The organism is Streptomyces sp. CG4 (assembly GCF_041080655.1).
Taxonomy (GTDB): domain Bacteria; phylum Actinomycetota; class Actinomycetes; order Streptomycetales; family Streptomycetaceae; genus Streptomyces.
Map to the genome: position 1 here is coordinate 5,846,980 of NZ_CP163525.1, position 24,645 is coordinate 5,871,624.

General features: G+C 72.2%; 18 protein-coding genes. 9 read left to right on the forward strand and 9 right to left on the reverse strand.

Features of this window, described 5'->3' with window-relative positions:
- Positions 1–5: 5 nt before the first annotated feature.
- From AB5L52_RS26685 to AB5L52_RS26700, 4 genes are all read right to left on the reverse strand, one after another.
- On the reverse strand, positions 6–1,613 hold the full coding sequence (locus AB5L52_RS26685; protein WP_351032706.1) for an LCP family protein: 1,608 nt from the start codon (positions 1,611–1,613) through the stop codon (positions 6–8).
- Between the two features lie 141 nt (positions 1,614–1,754).
- Positions 1,755–3,512, reverse strand: a complete 1,758-nt coding sequence (locus AB5L52_RS26690) for an LCP family protein (protein WP_351579259.1) — start codon at positions 3,510–3,512, stop codon at positions 1,755–1,757.
- A 230-nt stretch (positions 3,513–3,742) separates the two neighbouring features.
- Positions 3,743–4,975, reverse strand: a complete 1,233-nt coding sequence (locus tag AB5L52_RS26695) for an LCP family protein (RefSeq protein WP_351767017.1) — start codon at positions 4,973–4,975, stop codon at positions 3,743–3,745.
- A 114-nt stretch (positions 4,976–5,089) separates the two neighbouring features.
- The gene (locus AB5L52_RS26700) at positions 5,090–5,845 is read right to left on the reverse strand and encodes a TIGR03089 family protein (protein ID WP_369366654.1); all 756 of its coding nucleotides are present in this window, start codon (positions 5,843–5,845) and stop codon (positions 5,090–5,092) included.
- A 111-nt stretch (positions 5,846–5,956) separates the two neighbouring features.
- Here AB5L52_RS26700 and AB5L52_RS26705 point away from each other — a divergent pair, with 111 nt between their 5' ends.
- The gene (locus AB5L52_RS26705; RefSeq protein WP_369366655.1) at positions 5,957–7,675 is read left to right on the forward strand and encodes a peptidoglycan recognition protein; all 1,719 of its coding nucleotides are present in this window, start codon (positions 5,957–5,959) and stop codon (positions 7,673–7,675) included.
- A gap of 197 nt (positions 7,676–7,872) precedes the next feature.
- A complete protein-coding gene (locus AB5L52_RS26710; RefSeq protein WP_351032686.1) occupies positions 7,873–8,955 on the forward strand; it encodes an NDP-sugar synthase in 1,083 nt (360 codons plus the stop codon).
- Between the two features lie 279 nt (positions 8,956–9,234).
- On the opposite strand, the gene AB5L52_RS26715 is transcribed toward AB5L52_RS26710, so the two are convergent.
- The 4 genes from AB5L52_RS26715 to AB5L52_RS26730 form a co-directional block, all read right to left on the reverse strand.
- Positions 9,235–10,269 (reverse strand): DNA-3-methyladenine glycosylase, encoded by a 1,035-nt coding sequence (locus tag AB5L52_RS26715; RefSeq protein WP_369366657.1) that lies wholly within the window; start codon positions 10,267–10,269, stop codon positions 9,235–9,237.
- Between the two features lie 86 nt (positions 10,270–10,355).
- Positions 10,356–11,675, reverse strand: a complete 1,320-nt coding sequence (locus AB5L52_RS26720) for a coenzyme F420-0:L-glutamate ligase (protein ID WP_369366659.1) — start codon at positions 11,673–11,675, stop codon at positions 10,356–10,358.
- Positions 11,672–12,631, reverse strand: coding sequence for a 2-phospho-L-lactate transferase (cofD, locus tag AB5L52_RS26725; RefSeq protein WP_351032680.1), 960 nt, complete (start codon positions 12,629–12,631; stop codon positions 11,672–11,674). Before cofD ends, AB5L52_RS26720 begins: the two co-directional genes overlap by 4 nt.
- Before the next feature lie 132 nt (positions 12,632–12,763).
- Complete coding sequence (locus tag AB5L52_RS26730; protein ID WP_351767006.1) at positions 12,764–13,270, reverse strand: cysteine dioxygenase family protein; 507 nt, start codon at positions 13,268–13,270, stop codon at positions 12,764–12,766.
- Positions 13,271–13,900: 630 nt separating this feature from the next.
- Between AB5L52_RS26730 and AB5L52_RS26735 the strand changes: the two genes are divergently transcribed.
- The 3 genes from AB5L52_RS26735 (at position 13,901) to AB5L52_RS26745 (ending at position 19,571) form a co-directional block, all read left to right on the forward strand.
- Positions 13,901–14,164, forward strand: a complete 264-nt coding sequence (locus AB5L52_RS26735; RefSeq protein ID WP_003975777.1) for a WhiB family transcriptional regulator — start codon at positions 13,901–13,903, stop codon at positions 14,162–14,164.
- 203 nt (positions 14,165–14,367) lie between these two features.
- On the forward strand, positions 14,368–18,042 hold the full coding sequence (locus AB5L52_RS26740) for a glycosyltransferase (RefSeq protein ID WP_369366663.1): 3,675 nt from the start codon (positions 14,368–14,370) through the stop codon (positions 18,040–18,042).
- The gene (locus AB5L52_RS26745) at positions 18,039–19,571 is read left to right on the forward strand and encodes a DUF5719 family protein (protein WP_351579280.1); all 1,533 of its coding nucleotides are present in this window, start codon (positions 18,039–18,041) and stop codon (positions 19,569–19,571) included. Before AB5L52_RS26740 ends, AB5L52_RS26745 begins: the two co-directional genes overlap by 4 nt.
- Positions 19,572–20,140: 569 nt before the next feature.
- Here the strand turns inward: AB5L52_RS26745 and AB5L52_RS26750 are convergent.
- Positions 20,141–20,524: a metallopeptidase family protein gene (locus AB5L52_RS26750; RefSeq protein ID WP_351032668.1), complete on the reverse strand. Its 384-nt coding sequence runs from the start codon at positions 20,522–20,524 to the stop codon at positions 20,141–20,143.
- Between the two features lie 513 nt (positions 20,525–21,037).
- Here AB5L52_RS26750 and AB5L52_RS26755 point away from each other — a divergent pair.
- From AB5L52_RS26755 to AB5L52_RS26770, 4 genes are all read left to right on the forward strand, one after another.
- Entirely contained in the window at positions 21,038–21,463 is a 426-nt protein-coding gene (locus AB5L52_RS26755; RefSeq protein WP_031225760.1) for a DUF3499 domain-containing protein, read from the forward strand.
- A gap of 217 nt (positions 21,464–21,680) precedes the next feature.
- Positions 21,681–23,045 (forward strand): phosphomannomutase/phosphoglucomutase, encoded by a 1,365-nt coding sequence (locus AB5L52_RS26760; RefSeq protein WP_351032665.1) that lies wholly within the window; start codon positions 21,681–21,683, stop codon positions 23,043–23,045.
- A gap of 166 nt (positions 23,046–23,211) precedes the next feature.
- A complete protein-coding gene (locus tag AB5L52_RS26765) occupies positions 23,212–23,382 on the forward strand; it encodes a Trm112 family protein (protein WP_351032664.1) in 171 nt (56 codons plus the stop codon).
- Positions 23,383–23,498: 116 nt separating this feature from the next.
- Positions 23,499–24,626 (forward strand): SIS domain-containing protein, encoded by a 1,128-nt coding sequence (locus AB5L52_RS26770; RefSeq protein ID WP_351032662.1) that lies wholly within the window; start codon positions 23,499–23,501, stop codon positions 24,624–24,626.
- Positions 24,627–24,645: the final 19 nt, after the last annotated feature.

A 24,645-nucleotide genomic window follows, 5' to 3' on the forward strand; every position in this document is an offset into this window, starting at 1 on the left:
TGCGGCTACCACTGGTAGGGCTGGTACACGTCCATGCACTGCGAGGAGTCCGACCCGTTGAGGGCGTCGGAGCCGGTGGGCAGGTCGCCCGCCTTCGGCTTGGACGGCTTGGGGAACGCGGTGCCGGTGCGCCAGTCCGCGCCCACGACCACGGTGACCCCCGACACATCGGTCGACTTCTTCACCGCGCTCACCGGGATGCCGAGCGCCTTCGCCACCGCCTGCGCGTCCCCCTGCAGATCCGCGCTCGGGTACTGCACGACCGTACTGTCCTCGGACGCCGCTCCCGAGGTGTCGGCACTCGCCCGTGCGTAGCCCTGCTGCGCCAGCACCTGGCTGATCGCGTTCGCCCGCCCCGGCACCGCGCTCTCGGTGGAACTCTGGGTCGCGTTGCGTACCAGCACGCCCAGCCGACCCGGGTCCACGGACGGCGACTTGGCCGCCGCAGCCGCCGGAGTCCTGCTCGCGACCGGCTTCGTGTCCGAGGCCGTGCCGTTCTTGTCGAACGGCACGTCGTCGCGGAGCATCTGCCAGATCCGGCCGGCGCCGGCCGGGTCCGGCACGACATGCTCGGAGTTCGCGCTGTCCTTGACGTTGGGCATCGTCACCGACGTGATGCGGTTCGACGGCACCGACTTCATCTCCATGCCCAGGTCGTACAGCTTCTTGACCGTGCCGATCTCCTCGGAGACCTTCAGGGACTTGGTGGCCGCCTCGGCCAGGTCCATCAGCCGACCGGAGTCGGTGAACACGTTCTGGTGCTTCAGCGTGCGGATCATCGAGTTCAGGTACATGTGCTGGGCGCGGGCCCGCATCAGGTCGCTGCCCCAGGCGTGCCGGGTGCGCAGCCACTGCAGGGCCTGCACGCCCTGGACCTTGTGCGTCCCGGCCGTCAACTTCAGCCCGGAGCCGCCGCGCTGGGCCGGCGTCGAGTGGTCCCAGACGTTCTGCTTCACACAGACGTCGACGCCGCCGATGGCGTCCGCCATGCTCACCACACCCGCAAAGTCGATCGTCATCCAGTGGTCGATGTAGACCCCGGTGAGGTTCTCCCAGGTGGCCAGCGTGCAGCCCGCACCGCCACGGCCCAGCGTGGTGTTGATGATGTCGTTGGTCGCCGGATAGACCTTGCCGGTGTCCGGGTCCGTGCACTTGGGGATGTCGACGCGGGTGTCCCGCGGGATGCTCACCATGGCGGCGCTCTTGCGGTCCGCGGAGAGGTGGATGAGCATCTGCACGTCGGCGTTCCCCGGGGCGCCGACACTGTCCCTGCTGCCGCCGAGCTTCAGATTCTCCGCGGAGTTACGGCTGTCCGAGCCGATCAGCAGGATGTTCACCGGCGTCTGCCCGGCCGCGTTCGCCGGCGTCTTGTGCGCCTTGGAGTCGTCGCCGCTGCTGCGCCGGCCCTTCTGGATGTTGGCGTTCAGGTGCTGGTAGTAGAGATAACCGGCGCCCGCGGTGCCGAGTATCACCACCGTGAGGACGATCGCCGACCAGCGCAGCGTCCGCCGTCTGCGCGGCGGCCGCTCGGTCCGGGGACCGCCGGTGCGCCGCCCTCCGCCGTGCCGGCCGGCCTCTTCCGGCGTCGCCCGGTCCTGCGGTGCGAGTGACATCGTGTCGTCGACCGCAGGTTCCTTGCCGCGTACATCGCTCTGCGCCAAACGTCCTGCCCTCCCCACCCTTGCGCGTACGAACGGGCCCGCCCCGCGTCCAGTTAGACGCACGGCGGACCCGCCTGGTTACCTAAGAATTTCCTAAGAGGCGCATTTCACCGTGTCCGCCGTGGACTTGTCGACGGCGGGCGCCTTGGCCGGTGCGGTGAGCGAGGCACCCGCACCCTTGAAGTCCTTGCCCAGGGTCAGCGTCATCGCCGGCAATCCCTGGGAGTTGGTCACGCTCTTGCCCGGCTTGAGCGCGGAACCGGACAGCCCCATGAGCTGGGCCAGCTCCCGCGCCTGGGCGGCCTGGTCGGGCGCGTACTCCAGCGTGGTCCTGCTCGCGGGGCCCGCGTTGCCCGCGTTCTCGGACTTCAGCACGCCCTCCTTGGTCTGCAGCCACTGGAGGGTCTCCTGCGCGCTGCCCGCCTCGGCACCGCCGTTGAGGATCCGCACCCGTACGTCGGAGGGCGCGGACCTGCTGCCCTTCAGGCGCGCGGCCTCCGCGTCCTTCTCCGCCTTCTGCTTCTTCTTCACCTCGGTGAAGGAGACGTCGTTCTTGATGGCGTCGAAGACGTTGGGGGCGGTGGTCTGGTTGACGACGACCGTCTTGTGGACGACGCCGTCGGCCGGGTTGTCGATCACGGGCACGGTCACGAACGAGATGTTCTTCGTCGGGACCTTCTTCAGCTCCAGCGCGATGTCCTTGAGCGTGCCCACGGAGCCGATGCCCTGGTCGACGGTCAGCGCCTTCGTGGCGGCCTCGGCGAGGTCGATCAGCTTCGACGGGTTGGTGAGCGTGTCGCTGGAGGACATCTTCCGCATCAGCGAGCCCATGAACTGCTGCTGCACCTTGATGCGGTCGAGGTCGCCCTGGTTGCCCCAGCTGTGCCGGGTGCGGACGAAGGCCAGTGCCTGCTCGCCCTCGATCTTGTGCTGGCCCGCGCTCAGCTTGAGGTGCGACTCCTTGTCGTCCACCGCGTGCGCGAGACACACGTCCACCCCGCCGACCGCCGAGGTCAGCGTCTTCACCGCGTTGAAGTCCACCATCATGAAGTGGTCCGGCATGATGCCGGTGACCGCCTGCACCGTGCGCATGGTGCAGCCGGGATCCCGGCCGTCCTGCCCCAGGCTGGTGTTGAAGCGGACGTTGTCCGTGCCGGGGACGACCTTCTCGCTGCCGTCGGGCTGCTTGGTGGGGCAGTCCGGCACGTTCGTGATCAGGTCGCGCGGAATGCTGAGCGCGGTCGCGTTCGTCCGGTCCTTGGAGACGTGCAGCAGGATGTTGGTGTCGGCGTGCCCGACGCTGCCCTTGTCGCCGTAGCCCTCGTTGCCCTTGCCGGTGCGTTTGTCGGTGCCGATGATCAGGATGTTGAAGGCGTCGTTCTTGCTGAAGCCGTTCTTGGCCGCGCTGCCGACGTCCGTCGTGGTGACGTTGCCCTCGAGGTGCTTCAGGTACAGATAGCCGGCCGTGCCGACGGCGATCACCACGAACGCCGTGCCGCCGGCGGTCCACGCCAGGGCCTTCTTGGCCTTCGACTTCTTCTTCACCGGCCGCCGCGTCGCCCGACGCCCCTGCGCGGCCTCCGGCTCGCCGCCCTTGCGCCGGCCCGACCGTGGCGGCGGTACGGTACCGCCGCGCGCCTTGCCCTTCTCGCGGGTCTCGCCGGGCGCCGAGTCCTTACGGCGGCGCGGTGCGCCGGCGTTGTCCCGGGCGGCGGGTCTGCGGGGGCGGGGGACCGACGACTGCGGTGCGGAAGGGCTCAGTCGCAGTTCGTATTCGCCGGTGTTCGGATTGAGTACCCACTGGTCTGCGGGGTCGATGTTGTCCGCCCGCCCACGGCCTTGCGCGTCCACGGTTGTCCGAATCCTCCGTCGGGGCCACGCGGCGCCTTCCCCCTCAAAGGCGCTCGGGTCTCGGTGAAACAGTGCACGGCCCCAGGACGGACCTCGTGGCCGGGTGCACCGGATCGCTCACACTATCCGGCCAGTTCAGCGCCAAGCGACGCCGGTGACAAATTCCCTTGCCTACAACTGGGCAATCCGGCTCATTTCCTGGAGGGAAGTTCGGCGTCTTGATGTGCGCATTACTCACAGGTGTGTTCGGCGGCGGTGTTCCCGTGGAACGTGGGCGCGGGGGAGGCATCGCCTTTCGCGGGCGGGGTGCTGCCGTTCGAGGGATCGGGATCGCCCTTCGCGGGGGAGAGTTCGCCCTTTTCGCCCGTCTGTGGGGCCTTGCTCGGCGTGTTCCGGGCCACCGCCACGGGCCGGTCGGCCCGCAGCCGCGCGAACAGCTTCTCGGCTTCCGGCTCCACGAGTTGGTCACGGTTGGCGTCGTAGACGTACGACTCCCTCGGTACGGTCAGGAACTGCACCTGTTCGGTGGGGATACCGCGCAGCCCGCGCACCAATTGGTACATCCCGCGCAGACTTGCCAGTTCCGGATCGGTGGTGAGCGAGGAGGTCGCCGCGTCCAGCACCGGATACAGCTTCACCGGGTTCAGCAGGACGTCGTTGCTCTGCATCTTGTCGACGAGCGCGGCGAGGAACCGCTGCTGGCGTTCCATCCGTTCGGTGTCGCTGCCGTCGCCGAGCGACTTGCGGGCCCGTACATAACCGAGTGCCTGCTCCCCGTCGAGCCCGACCTTCCCCGCGGGCAGCTTGAGCCTGGCCGCCTTGTCGTCGATGGGTTCCTTCAGACAGACCTGCACCCCGTCGACGGCGTCCACCATCTCCTTGAACCCGCTGAAGTCCACGACCACGTGATGGTCGATCCGAATGTCCGTCAGCTTCTCGACGGTCCGAATCGTGCACGCCGAACCGCCCACCTGGAAGGCGTGGTTGAACATCGCGAACACCGGCTCGCTGCGGCTGCCGTCCGGCTGCCGGCAGCCCGGGATGTCCACCATCAGGTCCCGGGGCAGCGACACGGCGGTGGCACTGCGCCGGTCGGCGGCCAGATGCAGCAGGATCGTGGTGTCCGAGCGCTCACTGCCCAGATCCCGTCCGTAGCGCGCGTTCCCGTCCCCGGCCCGCGTGTCGGACCCGATCAGCAGGATGTTCTGGGCGCCCCGCACCAGCGCGGTGGGCCGCTCCCGCTCGTACCGGGCCAGTTCCCGGGCGGCCGCGTCATCGGCGGTGATGTTGTTGCTGAGCTTGGCGTAGAGGGCCCAGCCGGTTCCGCCGGCCGCCGCCAGGAGCACGGCCAGCCCGAGCGCCGCCCCCTTCACCCACCGCCGCCGACGCCGCAGCCGAAGCCCTTCCCCGGCGGCCGAGGCGCCGAGCCCAGGACCGGGGGCCTTGCCCACGGAGTCGCTCACGACCGAGGCACCCCCTCATGGCGTACGAGCGTCACGTCCTGCTCTTACGACCATGGCGGCGGAAGGGGCCGGGAGGCGCCCTTTGTTACTCCAATAGAGGGACCCGCGGTCTGCTCAGCGGCGCACCGAACTCACCCGCTCGCTCTCGATCCGCTGGGCGAGAGCGTCCTCGTCCAGCCGGTCGAGATTCCGGCACAGCACCACGGACCCCCCGACGGCCAACGGCGAGTACAACCCCGCGCTGACCCCCTGCCACGTGTCGTACGACAGCCCCGACAGCAACCTCGACCCAGGACCGGTCAGATCCAGCGACGGCGCCTCCGCCAGGGCCCGCTCGACGACCTCCGCCCCGCTGAACTCCCGCCCGGCGACGATCAGCGCGGGCTCCTCGGGATCGACCGGAGCGAACGGCGCGAACCGGTCCCCCTGGCTCGGCACCTCCACGGCATAGTCGATGAACCCCTCGGGGGCCTGCGGGAACCGCCCGCCCAGCGGCCGCAGCGCCAGCGCGACGCGCTCCCCCCGGCATGCCCGCCCCGCGTCCAGCGCGTCCGGCCCGCTGACCACCACATCCGCGGCGGCCGGATCCCCGCCGAGATCCGCCAGCACGCCCACCGACGAACAGGCCAGCAGCCACACCGCCGTCTGCCAGTGCGCGGGCAGCAGCAGCGCGACCCGGTCGCCGGGCCCGGCGGAGAGATCGCCCTGGAGGAGATTCGCGGTCTTGGCCACCCAATTGGCGAAGGTGGCCACGGACAGTTCGACGCGTTCGCCCGTGGCGTCGTCGTAGAAGGTCACCAGCGGGCGGCCGGGGTCCGCGGCGAGCGCGGAAGCCAGCAGGTCGGCAGGGGTGCGATCGGTGGCGTTCACCCGGAAAAGGGTACGCGCGGGCGGACGCGTGCCGCGCGCACCGCCGCCACCGGTTCGGCGGAACGGTCGCCGACGGTCCATCAGTTCAGCATTGGACAGATTTGTCGGACTATGTCCAAGATCATAAGCATGCGTGGATTCCTGACTTCCTCGATCGGCGTCACCTGCGCCACGGCCCTCGCACTTCCGCTGACCCTGCCCGCGACCACCGCGTCCGCCGCGACCGCGACTTCGACACCTGCGAATGCCGCGACCGCGCCTTCGACTTCGACAGCTGCGAATGCCTCGACAGCTGCGAATGCCTCGACCGCTGCGAACCTTGCGACCGCTGCGAAGCTCGCGACCGCCGCGAAGCTCGCGACCGCGGTGACCGCGATCCCGCGGAGCACGGTCCGGGGGAGCACCCGCTCACTGCCCCTCGCCCCCCTCACCGACCGGCGCGTTCTCGGCGTCGCCCCGGTGCAGGGGCTGTACCGGCCCGACGGCGAGCACTTCTCGCTGCTCGGGGTCGTCTGGAACGACCCGGACACCGAGCTGCGCGGCCGGGTCCAGGTGCGCACCCGGTCGGCCGCGACGGGGGAGTGGTCCGGCTGGCAGGACGTCGAGACGCACAACGCCGACCACGGCCCCGACCCGGGTACGGCGGAACGCACCGCGCGGCGGGTACGCGGGGCGACCGCACCGCTGTGGGTGGGCGCCGCCGAGGGCGTGGACGTGCGGGTCCGCGCCGACGACACGGGCGCGCGGAGCACGGGTACGGGCGGACCGCGGCCGTCGAAGCCGTCGCACCCGGCTCGGGCCTCGAAGTCGTCGTACCCGGTCAGGGCCGCAAAGCCGTCGCACCCGTCCCGGTCGTCAAAGCCGTCGCAGCAGTCCGGGGCGTCGGGGACATCCCGAACATCCGCGACGTCCGGAACATTCGGGACGTCTGGTGCGTCGCATCCGTCCGGGTCGGCGAGGCCGCCGCTGCCCTCCGGGCTGCGCCTGGAACTCGTCGACCCCGGTAAGGAGGTGCCGTCCGCGGGTGCGCCGCCCGCGGGTGCGTCGGCCGCCGGCGCACCGGCCGACAGGCCGCACACCGATCTGGACACGGACGCGGCGAAGGCGGCCTCGACCGCCAACACCGACATCGCCCCCTTCGGTGCCCGGGAGATTCCGGCGCTGGGCAAGAAGGCCACCGAACAGGAACTCGCCCGTCTGAAGGGGCCGGTGAAGGGCAAGCCGTACATCGGGCCGCGGCCGCGGATCGTCACGCGCCGCGGCTGGGGCGCGGACGAGTCGCTGCGCGACGGCGACTTCGCCTACACGAAGAAGATCAAGGCGGTCTTCGTGCACCACACGGCCTCCGGCAACAAGTACAGCTGCTCCCAGGCCGGCTCCGTCATCCGCAGTATCTACCGCTACCACGTCACGAGCATGGGCTGGCGGGACATGGGCTACAACTTCCTCGTCGACAAGTGCGGAACCATCTACGAGGGCCGGGCCGGCGGCGTGGCGAAGGCGGTCCTCGGCGCACACACCCTCGGCTTCAACAACAACAGCATGGGTATCGCCGTGATCGGCACCTACGGCACGGCGAAGCCGTCCGGTGCCGCCGTGAAGGCCATCGCCAGGCTCACCGCGTGGAAGCTCGGGCTTTACGGGGGCAATCCACGCGGCAAGACATATCTCACGTCGTCAGGAGGCAACCGTTACGCCAAAGGTAAGAAGGTGCGACTGAACGTAATCTCCGGCCATCGGGACGGATTCGCCACCGAGTGCCCCGGCGCACGGCTTTATGGCAAGCTCGGTACGGCTCGTTCGAGCGCGGCGCACTTTCAGGGGCGCTGAGCGGTCGGGAGGTGCGCGTTCGGCGCCGTCGCCAGGCGGCTCGCCGGTCTCACACCGTTCTCCTACCGATCTCGTGGGAAACCGCGCGGTCGTCAAGGGTGCCGCCGCTACGGTCTGCATACACTGACCGGCCGAAACGAGTGATACGAGTGAATACGAGTAGTTCGGCCGGTCCCGGCAGGAAGCAGAGACGACAGGTGACAGAAGCGATCCTCCTGGTCGGCGGCAGAGGCACCCGGCTGCGTCCGCTCACGGTGCACACGCCCAAGCCCATGGTCCCCGCCGCCGGGGTGCCGTTCCTCACGCATCAGCTGGCGCGCGCCAAGGCGGCGGGCGTGGACCACATCGTCCTCGCCACCAGCTATCTGGCCGAGGTCTTCGAGCCGTACTTCGGCGACGGCTCCGCCCTCGGCCTGCACATCGAGTACGTGACGGAGGAGGAGCCGCTCGGTACCGGCGGGGCCATCCGCAACGTCGCCTCGCGGCTGCACTCCGGTCCCGACGAGCCGGTGCTGATCTTCAACGGCGACATTCTGACCGGCCTGGACATCAGAGCCTTGGTCGACACCCACACGTCGACCGGCGCGGACGTGTCGCTGCACCTCACCAAGGTCGCGGACCCGCGCGCCTTCGGTCTGGTCCCCACGGACGAGTCCGGCCGCGTCCTCGCCTTCCTGGAGAAGCCGCAGACGCCCGAGGAGATCGTCACCGACCAGATCAACGCGGGGGCGTACGTCTTCCGCCGCTCGGTCATCGACACGATCCCGCTGGGCCGGCCGGTGTCGGTGGAGCGCGAGACGTTCCCCGACCTGCTGGCGGCCGACGCCCATCTCCAGGGCATGGTGGACTCGACGTACTGGCTGGACCTCGGCACCCCGGCGGCGTTCGTCCGCGGCTCGGCCGACCTGGTCCTCGGCCGCGTCCCGTCCCCGGCCGTCCCCGGCCGCTGCGGCGACCGGCTGATCCTCCCCACGGCCACGGTGGCGCAGGACGCCAAGCTGACGGGCGGCACCGTGGTGGGCGAGGGGGCGTTCGTGGCCGAGGGTGCGCGGGTCTCCGGCTCGACGATCCTCCCCGGCGCCGTCATCGAGTCCGGCGCCGTCATCACCGACTCCCTCATCGGTGCGCGGGCCCGCGTCGGCGAACGCACGGTCCTCACGGGCACGGTCGTCGGCGACGGCGCGACCATCGGCGCGGACAACGAACTCCGCGAGGGAGTCCGCGTATGGTGCGACGCCCTCATCCCCCCGGCCTCGCTCCGCTTCTCGTCCGACCAGTAACGCCGGCTGGGGGCGCCCTCCCATGGGGGCTGCGCCCCCAGCCCCCATACTTCGGGGCTGGGGTACTTCGGGGCTGGGGCCAGGGCCGCGAGCAGTTCGCGTGCGGGTCCGGCAGTGGCTGGGCGCGCAGTTCCCCGCGCTCCTTGGGGAGCTGCGGTGCCGTCGGCTGCGCAGTGCCGCCGCCGCTGCGGGCAGTCGTACCGCTGAGGCGGCGCCCGTCCCACGGAAAGCGGCACCCCGCAGGCGCGGGCAAGCGCACCCGCCCCCGCCCAGCCCCCCTCACAGCAACCCGATGTCCACCCGAGGCATCTTCGGCGCACGGCGGGCCGGCACCCGTCCGCTCAGCAAGATCAACCGCACCGCCCGATGCCGCTGCCCGGCATACGGCTCCAGCAAGCGCAGCATCACCGCATCGTCGGCATCCCGGTCCCCCGCCAACGCCCACCCCACGATCCCCGGCAGATGCAGATCCCCCACCGTCACCGCATCCGCCGCCCCATGACTGCGCTGCACCACCTCCGCCGACGTCCACGGCCCGACCCCCGGCACGACCTCCAACCGCGCCTGTGCCTGACCCGCCGGCATCCCCACCGCCTGCTCCAGCCGCGCGGCGACCCGCACGGCCCGCAGAATCGTCGACGCCCGCTTGTCGTCGACCCCGGCCCGGTGCCACTCCCAGGACGGAATCAGCGCCCAGGTACGCGGCGCCGGCATCACGAACATCGGCCGCTCGCCCGCCCCCGCGGGCCCCGGCGCCGGCTCCCCGAACCTCCGCACCAGCAGCCGCCACGCCCGATACGCCTCGTCGGTCGTGACCTTCTGCTCCAGCACCGACGGAATCAGCGACTCCAGCACCAGCCCGGTCCGCGTCAGCCTGAGCCCCGGCTGCCGGTGCCGCGAGAGCGCCACCACCCGGTGCCGGGGCACGAACGCCTCCGGCTCGTCGGCCGCGCCGAGCAATTCGGGCAGCCGGTCCAGCAGCCACTCCGCCCCCGGCCCCCACGCCTCACCGAGCACCTCACCGCCGTACGCCCGCACCCGCAGGGTGCCCGGTCCGGCGGGCGTACGGCAGGTCCGCCACACGGATCCGTCCGCGGTGGCGCGGAAGGTGGGGTCGGCGGGTCCGCGCCGCAGCGGTCCGAGGACCAGCCCGAGGTCGAGCGGCCCGTCCGGCACCCACCGCCGCACCCGCGCGGGCGCCGCCGCCTGCCGCGGTATCCCGGCGGCCGCCGAGCCCGCCGGGCCCGCGGGCACACCGACATGGCCGCCGCGCACGGTCGTACGCGTGGGCTGCTGAACGAATCGTCCTGCCACGAATCAGGTCCCAGAAAGCCGGTGGTGCCGGTGCCGTCCTACGAGACTAGGCGGTCGTACGAGAGCTACGGCCGCGTATGCCGAACTCACCGAAGATCGATGAACGCCTCCGCATCCCGCTCCGGCCGCGGTCTCGGCTCCTCGGCCGGATGCCCGACCGCCACCGCGCCCATCGGCTCCCAGTCCGCGGGCAGCGCGAGCGCCTCGCGCACCACGTCCCGGCAGAACATCGTGGACGACACCCACGCCGAGCCCAGCCGCTCACCGGCCAGCGCGACCAGCAGGTTCTGCACGCCCGCACCCATCGCGACGACGAACATCTCCCGCTCGGCGCCGTCCCGCCGCGCGTCCCCGTAGTGGTGCGAACCGTCCATGACGAGGCACGGCACGACCAGATACGGCGCGTCGCGCAGGACATCGCCACGGCGCACCCGCTTCGCGATGGACTCCTCGCTCTTGCCGTCCCCGCGCAGGTCGGCGATCCAGGCGTCCCGCATCGCGTCCAGCAGCCGGGTCCGCGACTCCGCCGACTCCAGCAGCACGAACCGCCATGGCGTGGTGTGGTGCGGGGCCGGTGCGGTCACCGCCGCGGCCACCGCGCGCCGTACCGATCCGGGGTCCACCGGCTGGTCGGTGAAGGCCCGGACCGTACGCCGCTGGGTCACCGCCTCCCGGACGGCCTCGGACGTGCCGAGCCGGAACATGTCGCCGCGCGCGTCGCGCACCAGCGCCCGCGCCCCCTCGCCGTCCTCCGCCGGGGTCACCACATGGGGGAGACCGCGCACCACGGCCACCGGCCGGCCCGTCGCCTTGCCCTTGACCAGGTCGCCGGCGGCGGCCAGTTCGTCCGCCGTGGCCACGATCGTCGCGTGGAGCGCATTGCCGTACGCGTCCGTGTCCCCGCGCAGATCGTCCAGTACGCGCACCCCGGCGGCACCGATCGCCACGTCCGTGAGCCCCGAGCGCCAGGGCCGTCCGAAGGTATCGGTGACGATCACGCCCACGTCGACCTTGAGGGCGGCGCGCAGGCCGTCGCGGATCGCGCGCGCGGACGCGTCCGGGTCCTCGGGCAGCAACAGCACGGTCCCGGCGGGGGTGTTGGAGGCGTCGACCCCGGCTGCGGCCATGACCAGGCCCTGCCGGTTCTCCACGATGCGCAGCGTGCCGCGCCGGGCGACGACCCGGACGGTCTCGGCGTCGATGGCCGCCTCCCGGTCGTCGGCCCGCACGATCCGGCCCTCGGCCTTGGAGACGATCTTGGAGGTGACGATCAGCACGTCCCCGTCGGCCAGGCCCGGCTCGGTGGCGGCGATCAGCTTGGCGAGATCGTCGCCCGGCCGCACCTCGGGAATGCCCGACAGGGCCCGGACCGTGTACGCCGTGTGCTCGGAGCGTTCCTCGCTCACGCTCCCCGCACCTCCTCGGCCAGCGCCAGCGCCTCCCGCGCCATCTGCGCGCTCGCGTCGACGTCGGTCATCATCAGCGGTACGGCGCGGCAGCGGATCCCGTCCGCCTCGACCCGCTCGACCGCTGCCGCGTCCACGGTGTCGACCAGCCAGCCGTCCAGCAGGCCGGAGCCGTAGTGCTCGGCGACCGCGGCGGCCGTGGACTCCACGCCGACCGCGGCGAGCACCTTGTCGGCCATCCCGCGCACGGGCGCGTCCCCGACGATGGGGGACAGGCCGATCACGGGCACGCCCGCGTCCGCGATCGCCTCCCGGATGCCGGGGACGGCGAGGATGGTGCCGATGGACACGACCGGGTTGGACGGCGGGAAGAGGATGACGTCCGCCGCGGCGATGGCCTCCAGCACACCGGGCGCCGGCTTGGCCTGCTCGGCGCCGACCGGCACGACCGCCTCCGCCGGGACCGAGGCGCGCAGCCGTACCCAGTACTCCTGGAAGTGGACCGCCTTGCGCTCGCCGTCGACCTCCACCGCCACGTGGGTCTCCACGCGGTCGTCGGTCATCGGGATCAGCTTCACGCCCGGCTTCCAGCGGTCGCACAGCGCCTCGGTGACGGCGCTGAGCGGATAGCCCGCGCCGAGCATCTGCGTGCGCACGATGTGCGTGGCGAAGTCCCGGTCGCCCAGGCCGAACCAGTCGGGCCCGACCCCGTAGGCCGCCAGTTCCTCCTTCAGGCGGAAGGTCTCGTCGACCCGCCCCCAGCCCTGCTCCTCGTTGATACCGCCGCCCAGCGTGTACATCACCGTGTCGAGGTCCGGGCAGACCTTCAGCCCGAAGAGGTGGATGTCGTCGCCGGTGTTGCCGATCACCGTGACGTCCGCGTCGGGCACGGCCTGCTTCAGACCGCGCAGGAAACGGGCACCGCCGATGCCGCCTGCCAGAACCACAATGTGCATGGGGACAAGTCTTGCAGGCGGGTACGACAACGCGTCAGGCAGTCACCGGACGGGGCCCATCGGATTTCGGGCGGTCACGGCATCCGGACGGCCCGGGTCTCAGGCGGTCAGGGCACCAGGACTGCCCGGGTCTCAGGCAGTCACCGGACGCGGCTCGGTGCGTGCCTCGCAGTGCTGCGCGGTGTGCATCGGCATCGCGGTCAGGCCCGGGTAGTAGACGTGCAGGCTGACCGCCGGCTCCAGCGCGTCGTTGACGACCTCGTGGACGTACCCCGGCGCGAACACCCGCTGTGTTCCCGCCGTCAACGCGCGCGTGCCGCGCTCGGTGCGTTCGGTGAGGGTGCCCTCCAGGACGGTGAGGACACCGGAGGAGCGGCCGTGGTCGTGCAGCCCGCTGCCCTGCCCCGGTACCCAGCTCAGCAGCCACACCTCGTAGCCGGGGCCGGTGCGCAGCCGGTGGTACCAGCGGGTGGTCGCGTCGTAGCGGACGAGGTGCGCCCACTGCGCGCGGTCGGCGGCGATCGCGCGGGCCAGGCCCACGAACTCGGCAACGGTGGCCGGGTGCTCGCGCGGCGGCTGGAGCAGGTGCGGGACTTCGAGGATGTCGCCGGCGATCTGGAGGTCGTTGTCGCTGTTCATCGGGGTGCGTGGTTCCTCTGCGAAAGAGCGGAAGAGGGTCCCGGAAGGGAGGGTTCTGCGTGGGGGAGCGACCGAGTCGGCTGGGAGGACTCGGCGTCAGCCGGAGCGAGAGGCAGGCTCAACAGCTGGAACAGCGACAACAGCTACAGCGAGACCGGGCAGCACCGTGGGACCCGGCGGTGCGGGTCGAGGTGGGTGCCAAGTTCGCGAGCATGCCCACAAGGACACCGGCTCACACTTGAGCTGTCAACTCGGCGCCCGATATGTGGGACGCGATTCACCTCTTCCGGTCGATCGCGCAGACGAAAGGTTTGTTCACGCGGATCCCGGGACACATGGCGCACATCCGGCGCTCGGCCCCCGTGCAACGCGATCGAACGCGGGGGCGTCCTTCTTCGTACAGAGGTCTGTACGGGTCCGACCGGTCCGGGGGTCTCGCCTGCGCCTTGAGGTTTATGGCGATTTGAACACTTTCCGCACGGCCTTGGTTCCGCAGAGTGAATAACGGGCCCAATAGCAGATCTCGGCTTGACTCGCCCGGAGCAGCACACTTGTAATTTCACTCGTGTCGTTCAGCCGAAATCGGTAACGGCAACGCACGGGGACGCGAAAGACAGACGAGGGGCGCACATGACCGAGCTGGTGCAGCAACTGCTGGTCGACGACGCGGACGAGGAACTCGGCTGGCAGGAGCGCGCGCTGTGCGCCCAGACCGACCCCGAGTCCTTCTTCCCCGAGAAGGGCGGCTCCACCAGAGAGGCGAAGAAGGTCTGCCTCGCCTGTGAGGTCCGCTCCGAATGCCTTGAGTACGCCCTCGCCAACGACGAGCGATTCGGCATCTGGGGCGGCCTGTCCGAGCGGGAGCGCCGCCGGCTGAAGAAGGCCGCCGTCTGACTTCACGTCCCGCGGTCGTCCGACCACACATCCACACGAAACGTCACGAACGGCCCGTCGCCGGTGGGTTATCCACAGGGGGCGGGCCGTCGTCATGGTCAGCCGATAGTGTGGTCGCTCGTCCGAGACGCCCCGCTGTCCCCTCGACCCCCGAGAGGGCGCAGGCGTCCACCGCAGTCCATCGAACCGGGGCCCGTACCTCGATGTCCGTGCACAGCCATACGGCAGCCCAGCAAGACCCCGCTGCCACACCTGAGTTTCCGCGCCATGTGGTGACCGCGGTCCTCGTCTCCCACGACGGCGCCCGCTGGCTGCCCGACGCCCTCGCCGGGCTGCTCGGCCAGGAGCGCCCCGTGCAGTACGCGGTGGCCGCCGACACCGGCAGCGCGGACGACTCCGCCCGGCTGCTCACCGACGCCCTCGGTGACGCCAATGTGCTGCACCTCGCCCGCCGCACCGGCTTCGGCCAGGCCGTCGAGGAGGCGAGCCGCACCGCTCCGCTCCTCACCCCGGAAGAGCTGCCGTATCTCAAGCGCCCCAGCGGCTGGGACCCCGTCACCCGCTCCTGGCGCGACGACGCCTACGACCTGCCCGAACTGCCGCACGGCGAGCCCGTCCAGTGGCTCTGGCTGCTGCACGACGACTGCGCCCCCGCCCCCGACGCCCTCGCCGAGCTGCTGCGAGTCGTCGACAACGAACGGGAACTGGGCCGCGACGACGTCGCGGTCGTCGGCCCCAAACTGCGCGGCTGGTACGACCGCCGGCAGCTGCTGGAGGTCGGCGTCTCCATCGCCAACTCCGGCCGCCGCTGGACCGGCCTGGACCGCCGCGAACAGGACCAGGGCCAGCACGACCACGTCCGCACCGTGCTGTCCGTCTCCACCGCCGGCATGCTCATCCGGCGCGACGTCTTCGAACAGCTCGGCGGCTTCGACCGCCGGCTGCCCCTGATGCGCGACGACGTCGACCTGTGCTGGCGCGCCCACACCGCCGGCCACCGCGTCCTGATCGCCCCCGACGCCGTCGTACGGCACGCCGAGGCCGCCTCCCGCGAGCGCCGCACCGTCGACTGCGTCGGCCGCACCGCGGCCTCCCCGCACAAGGTCGACAAGGCCGGCGCCGTCTACACCCTCCTCGTCAACACCCGCGGCGCCGTACTGCCCTGGGTGATGCTGCGGCTCGTCCTCGGTACCCTCCTGAGGACCGTCGCGTACCTCGTCGGCAAGGTGCCCGGCCAGGCCGTCGACGAGATCCGCGGCCTGCTCGGCACCCTGCTGCGCCCCGAGCGGATCTTCGCCGCACGCCGCCGCCGCGGACCCGCGCAGATCGACAAGGACGAGCTGCGCCGGCTCTTCCCGCCGCCCGGCGCCACCATCCGGGCCACCGTGGAACAGCTCGCCGCCAACTTCACCAGCGGCTCCGACGACACCTCCCCGGCGGGCCGGCACGGTGGCGCGGTGGAGTCCGGGCCCGGCGGCGACGACGCCGAGTTCCTGGAGGTCGAGCAGTTCGCCCGGCTCAAGCGGATCGCCCGCAAGCCCGGACCCGTGCTCTTCCTCGCGCTGCTGGTCATCTCCCTGATCGCCTGCCGCGCCCTGCTCGGCGGCGGCGCGCTCGCGGGCGGCGCCCTGCTGCCCGCCCCGGCCGGCACCGGCGAGCTGTGGTCCCGCTTCGCCGACTCCTGGCATCCGGTCGGCGCGGGCGGCACCCCGTCCGGCCCGCCCTACCTCGCGCTCATCGCGACCCTCGCCGCGATCCTGTTCGGCTCCACCGGACTCGCCGTCACCGTCCTGCTGGTCGCCTCGGTGCCGCTCGCCGGATGCACCGCCTACTTCGCCTCCCGGCCGCTCGTCACCTCCCGGCTGCTGCGCGCCTGGGCGGCCATCGCCTACGCCTTCCTGCCCGCCACCACCGGCGCCCTGGCCGGCGGCCGCATCGGCACCGCCGTCCTCGCCGTGCTGCTGCCGCTCATCGCGCGCGCCGGCATCGCCGCGAGCGGCCTCGCGAACCGGTCCGGCGCGCGCGGCAGTTGGCGCGCCACCTGGGCCTACGCACTGCTGCTGACCATCACCACGGCCTTCACGCCGATCGTCTGGCCGATCGCGCTGCTGCTCGGCTTCGGCGTGCTCGTCCTGCGCCGTGGCGACCTCGTCGCCCACGCCCTGCGTTTCCTCGCCCAGGTCGGCACCCCGCTGCTGGTCCTCGCCCCCTGGTCACTCACCCTGTTCCCGGCCGGCTTCTTCAAGGAAGCCGGTCTGGCCTACGGCACCTCGGCCGCCTCCCCGCTCGACCTGCTCGGCGCCAGCCCCGGCGGCCCCGGCACCGTGCAGGGCCTGATGCTCATCGGCATCGTCCTCGCCGCCCTCGGCGCACTGCTGCGCTCCCAGCGGCAGCTGGGCATCCGCACCGCCTGGGCGGTCGCCCTGGTGGCCCTCGCCTTCGCCGTCCTGTCCAACCGGTCCGTCTGGGCCGGACCGGCCACCCTCGTCTACGGCATCGCCCTGCTGGCCGCGGCCGCCCTCGGCGCGGACGGCGCACGCGCGCGTGTGGCCGAGCAGAGCTTCGGCTGGCGCCAGCCCCTCGCCGCCCTGATCGCCCTCGCCTGCGCCGTGGGCCCGCTGCTGGTCGCCGCCGGCTGGATGATCCGCGGCGCCGACGGCCCCCTGAAGCGCCGCGACCCGACCCAGGTGCCCGCGTTCGTCGCCGAGGACTCCACCACCGGCGACCGGGCCCGCACCCTGATCCTGGACAGCGACTCCACCGCGCGCGTGCGCTACACCCTGGTCCGCGGCTCCGGCGCCCGCATGGGCGACGCCGAAGCCGGCGCCGCCGACGGCCAGGACACCCGGCTGGACAAGGTCGTCGCCAACCTCATCGCCGGTTCCGGCGCCGACCAGGCGAACGAACTCGGCGGCTTCGCCGTGCGCTACGTCCTCGTCCACAAGGGCGCGCCCCGCGACATCACCCGCGTCCTCGACACCACCCCCGGCCTGACCCGGCTCAGCCAGCAGAACGGCAGCGCGCTGTGGCGGGTCGACCAGGAGGTCTCCCGCGCCGCCATCGTCCCCGCCGGCGGCTCGGGCACCGCCCAGCCGGTCAGCGCGGGACCGGTGGAGATCCACACGACCGTCCCGTCCGGCGCGGACGGCCGCATCCTGCGCCTCGCCGACACCGCCTCCGCCGGCTGGACGGCCACCCTGGACGGCAAGCCGCTCACCCGCACCACGGTCGACGGCTGGGCCCAGGGCTTCCAACTGCCCTCCTCGGGCGGCAATCTGGACGTCGCCTACGACGACCCGATCACCCATACCGCCTGGCTGTGGGCCCAGGGCGCCCTCGCCGTCGTCCTGGTCGTCCTCGCCCTGCCCGGCCGCCGCCGCGACGTCGACGACGACATGCCCGCCGAGGAGCCGCTGCCCGCCCAGGCCGTCGCCGGCGAGGGCCGCCGCGCCCGCCGCCTGCGCGCCCAGGCCGAGGAACAGGCCGCCGGCGAGCAGCCCGGTGACGAACAGCCCGCCGCGGCGCCCCTGCCGACGGAGCCCCCGGCCGCCGTACCGCACCAGCAGTCCTACGAAGAGTGGGACCAGGCCGCCTACATGAACGCCGGGTACCCCGGCTACGGAACGGACCAGTACCAGAACACCGGCCAATACCAGCCCGCCGGCTACGACCAGCAGGCGTACCCGGCCGCCGACCCGTACCAGACGGGCCAGTACGACCCGTACGCCTACGGAGGCACGGCCGACCAGATGCCCTATGACCCGACGGCCTACCAGCAGGGCTACGACCCGGCGTACGACCCCGCCCAGCAGGGCTACGACCCGGCCCAGCACCCCCACGGCACCGGCAGTGAGCGCCCCGACGGGAGCCAGCAGTGAACCGCACCACCTTGTCCCTGATCGCCGTCACCACCGGGCTGGCCGCCATCACCGCGTTCGCTCAACTGGACGGCCCGTCCGCCTCCGGGGCCGCCACCCAGGCAGCCGCGCACCTCCCGGTGGAGCGCACCAGTCTGCTGTGCCCGGCGCCGAGCATCTCGGACATCGCCGACACGTCGTACACGTCGTTCACACCCGTCACCGAGGGAACGGCGAACAGCGGCCAGGCCCAACTCCAGTCGGCAGACGAGCAGTCGGTGGACGGCACGGACAACTCCCAGACCGGCAAGGACGCCAAGAACCCCAAGGGTGCCAAGGGCGCGAAGAAGACGGCGGACAAGCCGCTGCTCACCCCGAAGGCGCCGGGTACTCCGGTCACCGGCGACAGCTCCGGCGCCGACACCCCCGCGCTCATCGGCACCGCAGACGGGAAGTTCGCGCCCGGCTGGACCGTGCAGGAGACCACCGCGGTCGCCGCCGGCACCGGCCGTGGCCTGCAGGGCGTCACCTGCACGGAAGCGGACACCGAGTTCTGGTTCCCGGGCGCCAGCACGGCCGCGAGCCGCACCGACTACGTCCATCTGACCAACCCCGACGGCTCCGCCGCGGTCGTCGACATCGAGCTCTACGGCAAGGACGGCGCGATCAAGTCCCCGCTGGGGGAGAACCTCACCGTCCCGCCGCACGCGAGCAAGCCGATCCTGCTCTCCACGCTCACCGACCAACGCCAGCCCGACCTGACCGTGCACGTCAGCGTGCGCAGCGGCCGGGTCGGTGCGTCTGTGCAGGCCCTGGACGGCAAGGCGGGCGGCGACTGGCTGGCCGCGGCCGCCGACCCGGCGGGCAGCCTGGTCCTGCCCGGTATCCCGAAGGACGCCACCGACGTCCGTCTGATCGCCTTCACACCAGGCGGCGACGACGCCGACCTCAAGCTCCGCCTGGCCTCACCGGACGGCCTGATCACCCCGGCGGGCAACGAGACGCTGCACGTGAAGTCGGGCATGACGACCACGGCCGACCTCGGCGCCGTGACCCGCGGCGAGGCGGGCTCCCTGATCCTGACCCCCACCAACCAGTCGGTCCCGGTCGTGGCGGCACTCCAGGTCGTCCGCGGCAAGGGCGACAAGCAGGAGATGGCCTTCATCCCGGCCACCGCCCCCGTCGGCACGCGCGCGACCTCGGCCGACAACAGCGCCAAGGGCACGTCCCTCGCCCTGACGGCGCCCACCGCCTCCGCCACGGTCAAGGTCACCGCCTCGGCGGGCAGCGAGGGTGGCACGCCGGCGACAAAGACGTACACGATCAAATCCGGCACCACCGAGGACGTCCCGGTCCCCGTCCCCTCCGGCCTCCAGGGCACCTACGCCCTCACCGTCGAATCGGTCTCCGGCGGCCCCGTCTACGCCGCCCGCACCCTCTCCGCCACAGAATCCGGCATCCCCGGCTTCACCATCCAAACCCTCCCGAACGACCGCGGAATGGTCGCAGTACCGAAGACGACACAAGACCTGTCGGTCCTCCAGAAGTAGCCCGCACCCCTCCGACAACAGCCCGCGGCGACACACCACCGCGACCGCGGGCAGCCGTATCCCGCCGCAGCCCCTGCACCGGCGGCCAACCGCGCCGCCGGGCCACCACCCACCCGTCAGCGACAGCCATGCCACCGCAGCCACGGCCCGCCTTACCCACGCAGCCTCGGGTGCTCGCACGGTCGCCGCTAGGGTCCGCCGCACCTGCGCAGCCCCGGGTGCTCTCACTGATGCCGCTGCGGTCCGCCGGGCCCGCGTAGCTGCGGGCGCTCACATGGTCGCCGCTACGGTCCGCCGTGCCGCTGGGCTGGCGCCGACCTGGTAGCGGTCGTCATGCCGCTGTGGCTACGGGCCTGCGTACCCACCCAGCTGCGGGCAGTCGTGCCGCTGGGGCGGCACGGGTGGGCGCAGCGGGCACCCCGCAAGCGCGGGTGAGCGAATCGCCCCGACGTCCAGTGGCAGCAGCGGGCACTCGGCAAGCGCGGGTGAGCGAATCGCCCTGCTCTCCAGCGGCAGCACCCGGCACCCCACACCCCCATATCCCCGCAAGGCTCCGGCCTAGTCCTGGCCTAGTCCTCCCCGTACCGCGGATCCACCGTCTCCGGAGTCAACCCGAGCAACTCCGCCACCTGCTCCACGACCACCTCGTGCACCAGCGCGGCCCGCTCGTCCCGCCCCTTCGTCCGGATCTCCACCGGCCGCCGATACACCACCACCCGCGCCCGCCGCCCGTCCCGCGCGGGCACGACCCCGCCCAACGGCACGGCCTCGTCGCTCCACGCCTGCTCCCCCCGGCCCTCCAGCCGAGGCACCTCCAGCACGAGGAAATCGATGTCGGCCAGCTGCGGCCACCGCCGCTCCAGACGTTCCACGGAGTCCTGCACCAGGTCCGCGAACACATCCGCACGGCTGGCCGCCAGCGGCACCTGCGGCGGTGCGATCGGCCCCCGCATGCCCCGCCCATGGCGATCACGGCGACGAGGCCCGGGGCCGGCGGCAAGGGGCGGTACACGGTTGTCCATCACTGGGGAAGCGTAGTCCCCGCACGCCCGGCCCGCCCGGCCCCACACGGCGACGGCCCCCGCACCCCCGTACCAACCAGCCACTTCCCACCGCGCCCGCCGCCCCGCCGGTCAGCGGCGTTCAGGACGGCCCAGGACGGCCCCGGAGGGTCCCGCTCGGCCGATCGGCCCGCCACCGATCAGCCCGCCCCCGAACAGCCCCACACCGCCCCGAACGGCCGCCTCCACCCCCGTGTCGCAGGATGACCATTCCGGCCAACGTCTGGCGCGTTTCCCTAACCGTTCAAGACCGCCGTACTCAAGGCAATTGACGGTGTTTGTACGGACTCATGACCTTATCGAGTCACGCCCAAAACTTGCCGAGAACCTGTCTTCGCAGGTCAACAAGGCTTCCCCGAAGGGGTGTGTGGGGTGTTTCACAGCACGACACGGTGGAGTGACGTGGTGGAGAGTCGTCGCGGCCCGCTCAAGAGTGCGGTACCGTCCAACGTCGTGAGCCCTGTACGTCGCTGTTCGCGCACCGCCTGCGGCCGACCCGCCGTCGCGACGCTGACGTACGTCTACGCCGACTCGACCGCGGTCCTCGGCCCGCTCGCCACCTACGCCGAACCCCACTGCTACGACCTGTGCGCCGAGCACTCCGAACGCCTCACCGCCCCCCGCGGCTGGGAGGTCGTCCGCCTCCTCGACGGCTCCGCTCCCGCGCGGCCCAGCGGAGACGATCTGGAGGCGCTCGCCAACGCGGTACGCGAGGCGGCCCGCCCCCAGGAGCGCGCGGCCGAGGCGGGCGGCGGCGGAGCCCGTACGGCGGACCCCATGGAAGTTGCCCGCCGCGGCCACCTCCGCGTCCTGCGCTCACCGGACAACTGACTCACCGGACAGCCGGCCACCGGCCCAACTCCCGCACCGCACAAGCGACCTGCGCCCCGCGGGTCACGCCCCGGCACCACCCGCGGCACCCTCGCCGGCCCCCGCACAGCACCCCGCCCCCGGTCACGACTGTGCGTCCACATGGTGTCCGCACACCTCGCCCTTACCCCCAACGGGTAGTTTGTGGGCACCCATAGGACTTTCAGGAGGGTTGGCCGTGACTGCTGATCTGTCGCAGATCGTGAAGGCGTACGACGTACGCGGAGTGGTGCCGGACCAGTGGGACGAGTCACTGGCCGGGCTCTTCGGCGCCGCCTTCGCGGAGGTGACGGGTGCTTCGGCGATCGTCGTCGGCCACGACATGCGGCCCTCGTCCCCGGGCCTGACCCGCGCCTTCGCCCGCGGCGCGGCGGACCGCGGTGTGGACGTCACCGAGATCGGCCTGTGCTCCACGGACCAGCTGTACTACGCCTCGGGCGCGCTGAACCTGCCCGGCGCCATGTTCACCGCCTCGCACAACCCGGCCCAGTACAACGGCATCAAGCTGTGCCGCGCGGGCGCCGCCCCGGTCGGCCAGGACACCGGCCTCACGCAGATCCGCGAACTGGTCGAGCGGTGGCTGGAGTCGGGCGCCCCCGAGCCGGTCGCCGAGCCGGGAACCCTGAGCACCCGCGAGACGTTGGACGATTACGCGGCGCACCTCCGCTCCCTCGTCGACCTGACCTCCATCCGCCCCTTGAAGGTCGTGGTCGATGCCGGCAACGGCATGGGCGGCCACACGGTCCCCACGGTCTTCGCCGGCCTGCCCCTGGCCCTCGTCCCGATGTACTTCGAGCTGGACGGCACCTTCCCGAACCACGAGGCCAACCCGCTCGACCCGGCCAACCTCGTGGACCTGCAGAAGCGGGTGCCCCAGGAGGGCGCCGACCTGGGCATCGCCTTCGACGGCGACGCCGACCGCTGCTTCGTCGTGGACGAGCACGGCGACCCGGTCTCCCCGTCCGCGATCACCGCCCTGGTCGCCCGGCGCGAACTCGCCCGCCACGGCGGCGAGGGCACGATCATCCACAACCTGATCACGTCCCGTACGGTCCCGGAGGTCGTGAAGGAGCACGGCGGCACCCCGGTCCGCACCCGCGTCGGCCACTCCTTCATCAAGGCCGAGATGGCCCGCACCGGCGCGATCTTCGGCGGCGAGCACTCCGCGCACTACTACTTCAAGGACTTCTGGAACGCCGACACGGGCATGCTGGCCGCCCTGCACGTCCTGGCCGCCCTCGGCACCCAGGACGGCCCCCTCTCCGCCCTCGTCGCCCAGTACGACCGCTACACCGGCTCCGGCGAGATCAACTCCACGGTCGCGGACCAGTCCGCCCGTCTCGCCGCGATCCGCGCCGCCTACGAGGGCCGCGCCGACGTCACCTTGGACGACCTCGACGGCCTCACGGTCGCCGCGGCCGACTGGTGGTTCAACGTCCGCCCCTCCAACACCGAGCCCCTCCTCCGCCTGAACGCGGAGGCGAAGGACGAGGCCACGATGGCGAGGATCAGGGACGAGGCGCTGGCCATCATCAGGGCCTGACACCCGCCCCCACCAGCCGACCGAGTCGGGCGACGGGGCCACTTCTCAGGCCCGGGAGTCCAGGGGGCGCCGCCCCCTGGACGGTACCCGTGGCCCGGCTCAGCCCGCCCGGCAGCGGTACGCTGACCAGCGGCCAAAGAAAACTCCGCCCTCGAAGGGACACCTCATGCCGCTCGAAGCCGGCCTCCTGGAGATCCTCGCCTGCCCGGCCTGCCACGCCCCCCTCAAGGAGCAGGACACCGAGCTGATCTGCACGGGCCAGGACTGCGGCCTCGCCTACCCGGTCCGCGACGACATCCCGGTGCTCCTCGTGGACGAGGCCCGCCGCCCCCAGTGACGGGGCCATCCCCTCGTAGAACCCTCGTAGCGAAAAGGCGCCCGCCGCGCAGCGAAGAGGCGCCCACCCCCTTGGAAAGGCTCCGCACAGGACGCCGGCGACCGGAGGCTGCCGCCATGCTGGATGAATCGCTGCTCGACACCCCGGAGGGCCTCGCCGAGGCCGACCGCCGAGGCCTGCTGCGCGGCGCCGCCGAGGCCGGCGCCCGCGTCCGCACCGCCGCGCGGCACGCCGCCGAGGCCGGCATCGCCGACCTCAAGCCCGACGGCCGCCCCCGCGCCGTCCTCATCGCGGGACCCGGCGCCGCCGCCACCCACACCGCCGGCCTCCTCGACACCCTGGCCGGTGTCGGCAGCCCCGTGGTCCGGCTGACCCCGACCGGCGTCGCCCCGGCCGCCGGCGCCCTGCGTTGGGAGCTCCCGGGCTGGGCCGGCTCCGTCGATCTGCTCCTGATCGCCACCCCGGACGGCAGCGAACCCAGCCTCTCCCTCCTCGCCGACCAGGCCTACCGCCGCGGCTGCTCGCTGGTCGCCGTGGCCCCGCCCCGCACCCCGCTCGCGGATGCGGTCGCCGGCGCCCACGGGATGTTCGTACCGATGGCGACAGCGCCGTACGACCAGGAGGAACCGCTCGCCGCGTCCGCCCCGGGCGTCTTCTGGGCGCTGCTCACCCCACTGCTGGCGCTGCTGGACCGCATCGGCCTGCTCAGCGCGCCGCCGGACGTCCTGGAGAAGGTCGCCGACCGCCTCGACCACATCGCCGAGCGCTGCGGCCCCGCCATCGCGACCTACAGCAACCCCGCCAAGACCCTGGCCGCCGAACTCGCCGACGCGCTCCCCGTGGTGTGGACGGAGGGACCCTCCGCGGGCCCCGCCGGGCACCGTTTCGCCGCCGCCCTCGCCGAGCTGGCCGGCCGCCCCGCACTCGTCGCCGAACTACCCGAGGCGCTCGCCGCGCACAGTGCGCTGCTGGCCGGCCCGCTGGCGGCCAGCGCCGACCCCGAGGACTTCTTCCGGGACCGCGTCGAGGAGCCGCCCGCACTGCACGCACGCGTGGTGCTGCTTCGCGACCGCCCGAGCAGCGGCCTCACCGCCGCCTCCGCCGCCCGCGACCTGGCCCTCAGCCACGACACGCCGATCAGCGAGCTGGAACCGGAGGAGGGCGGCGAGCTGGAGACCCTCGCGGAACTGATCGCCGTCACGGATTTCGCCGCTGTTTACCTGGCGCTCGCTTCGAGGGCCTGATCTGGCTACGGGCCGGAAC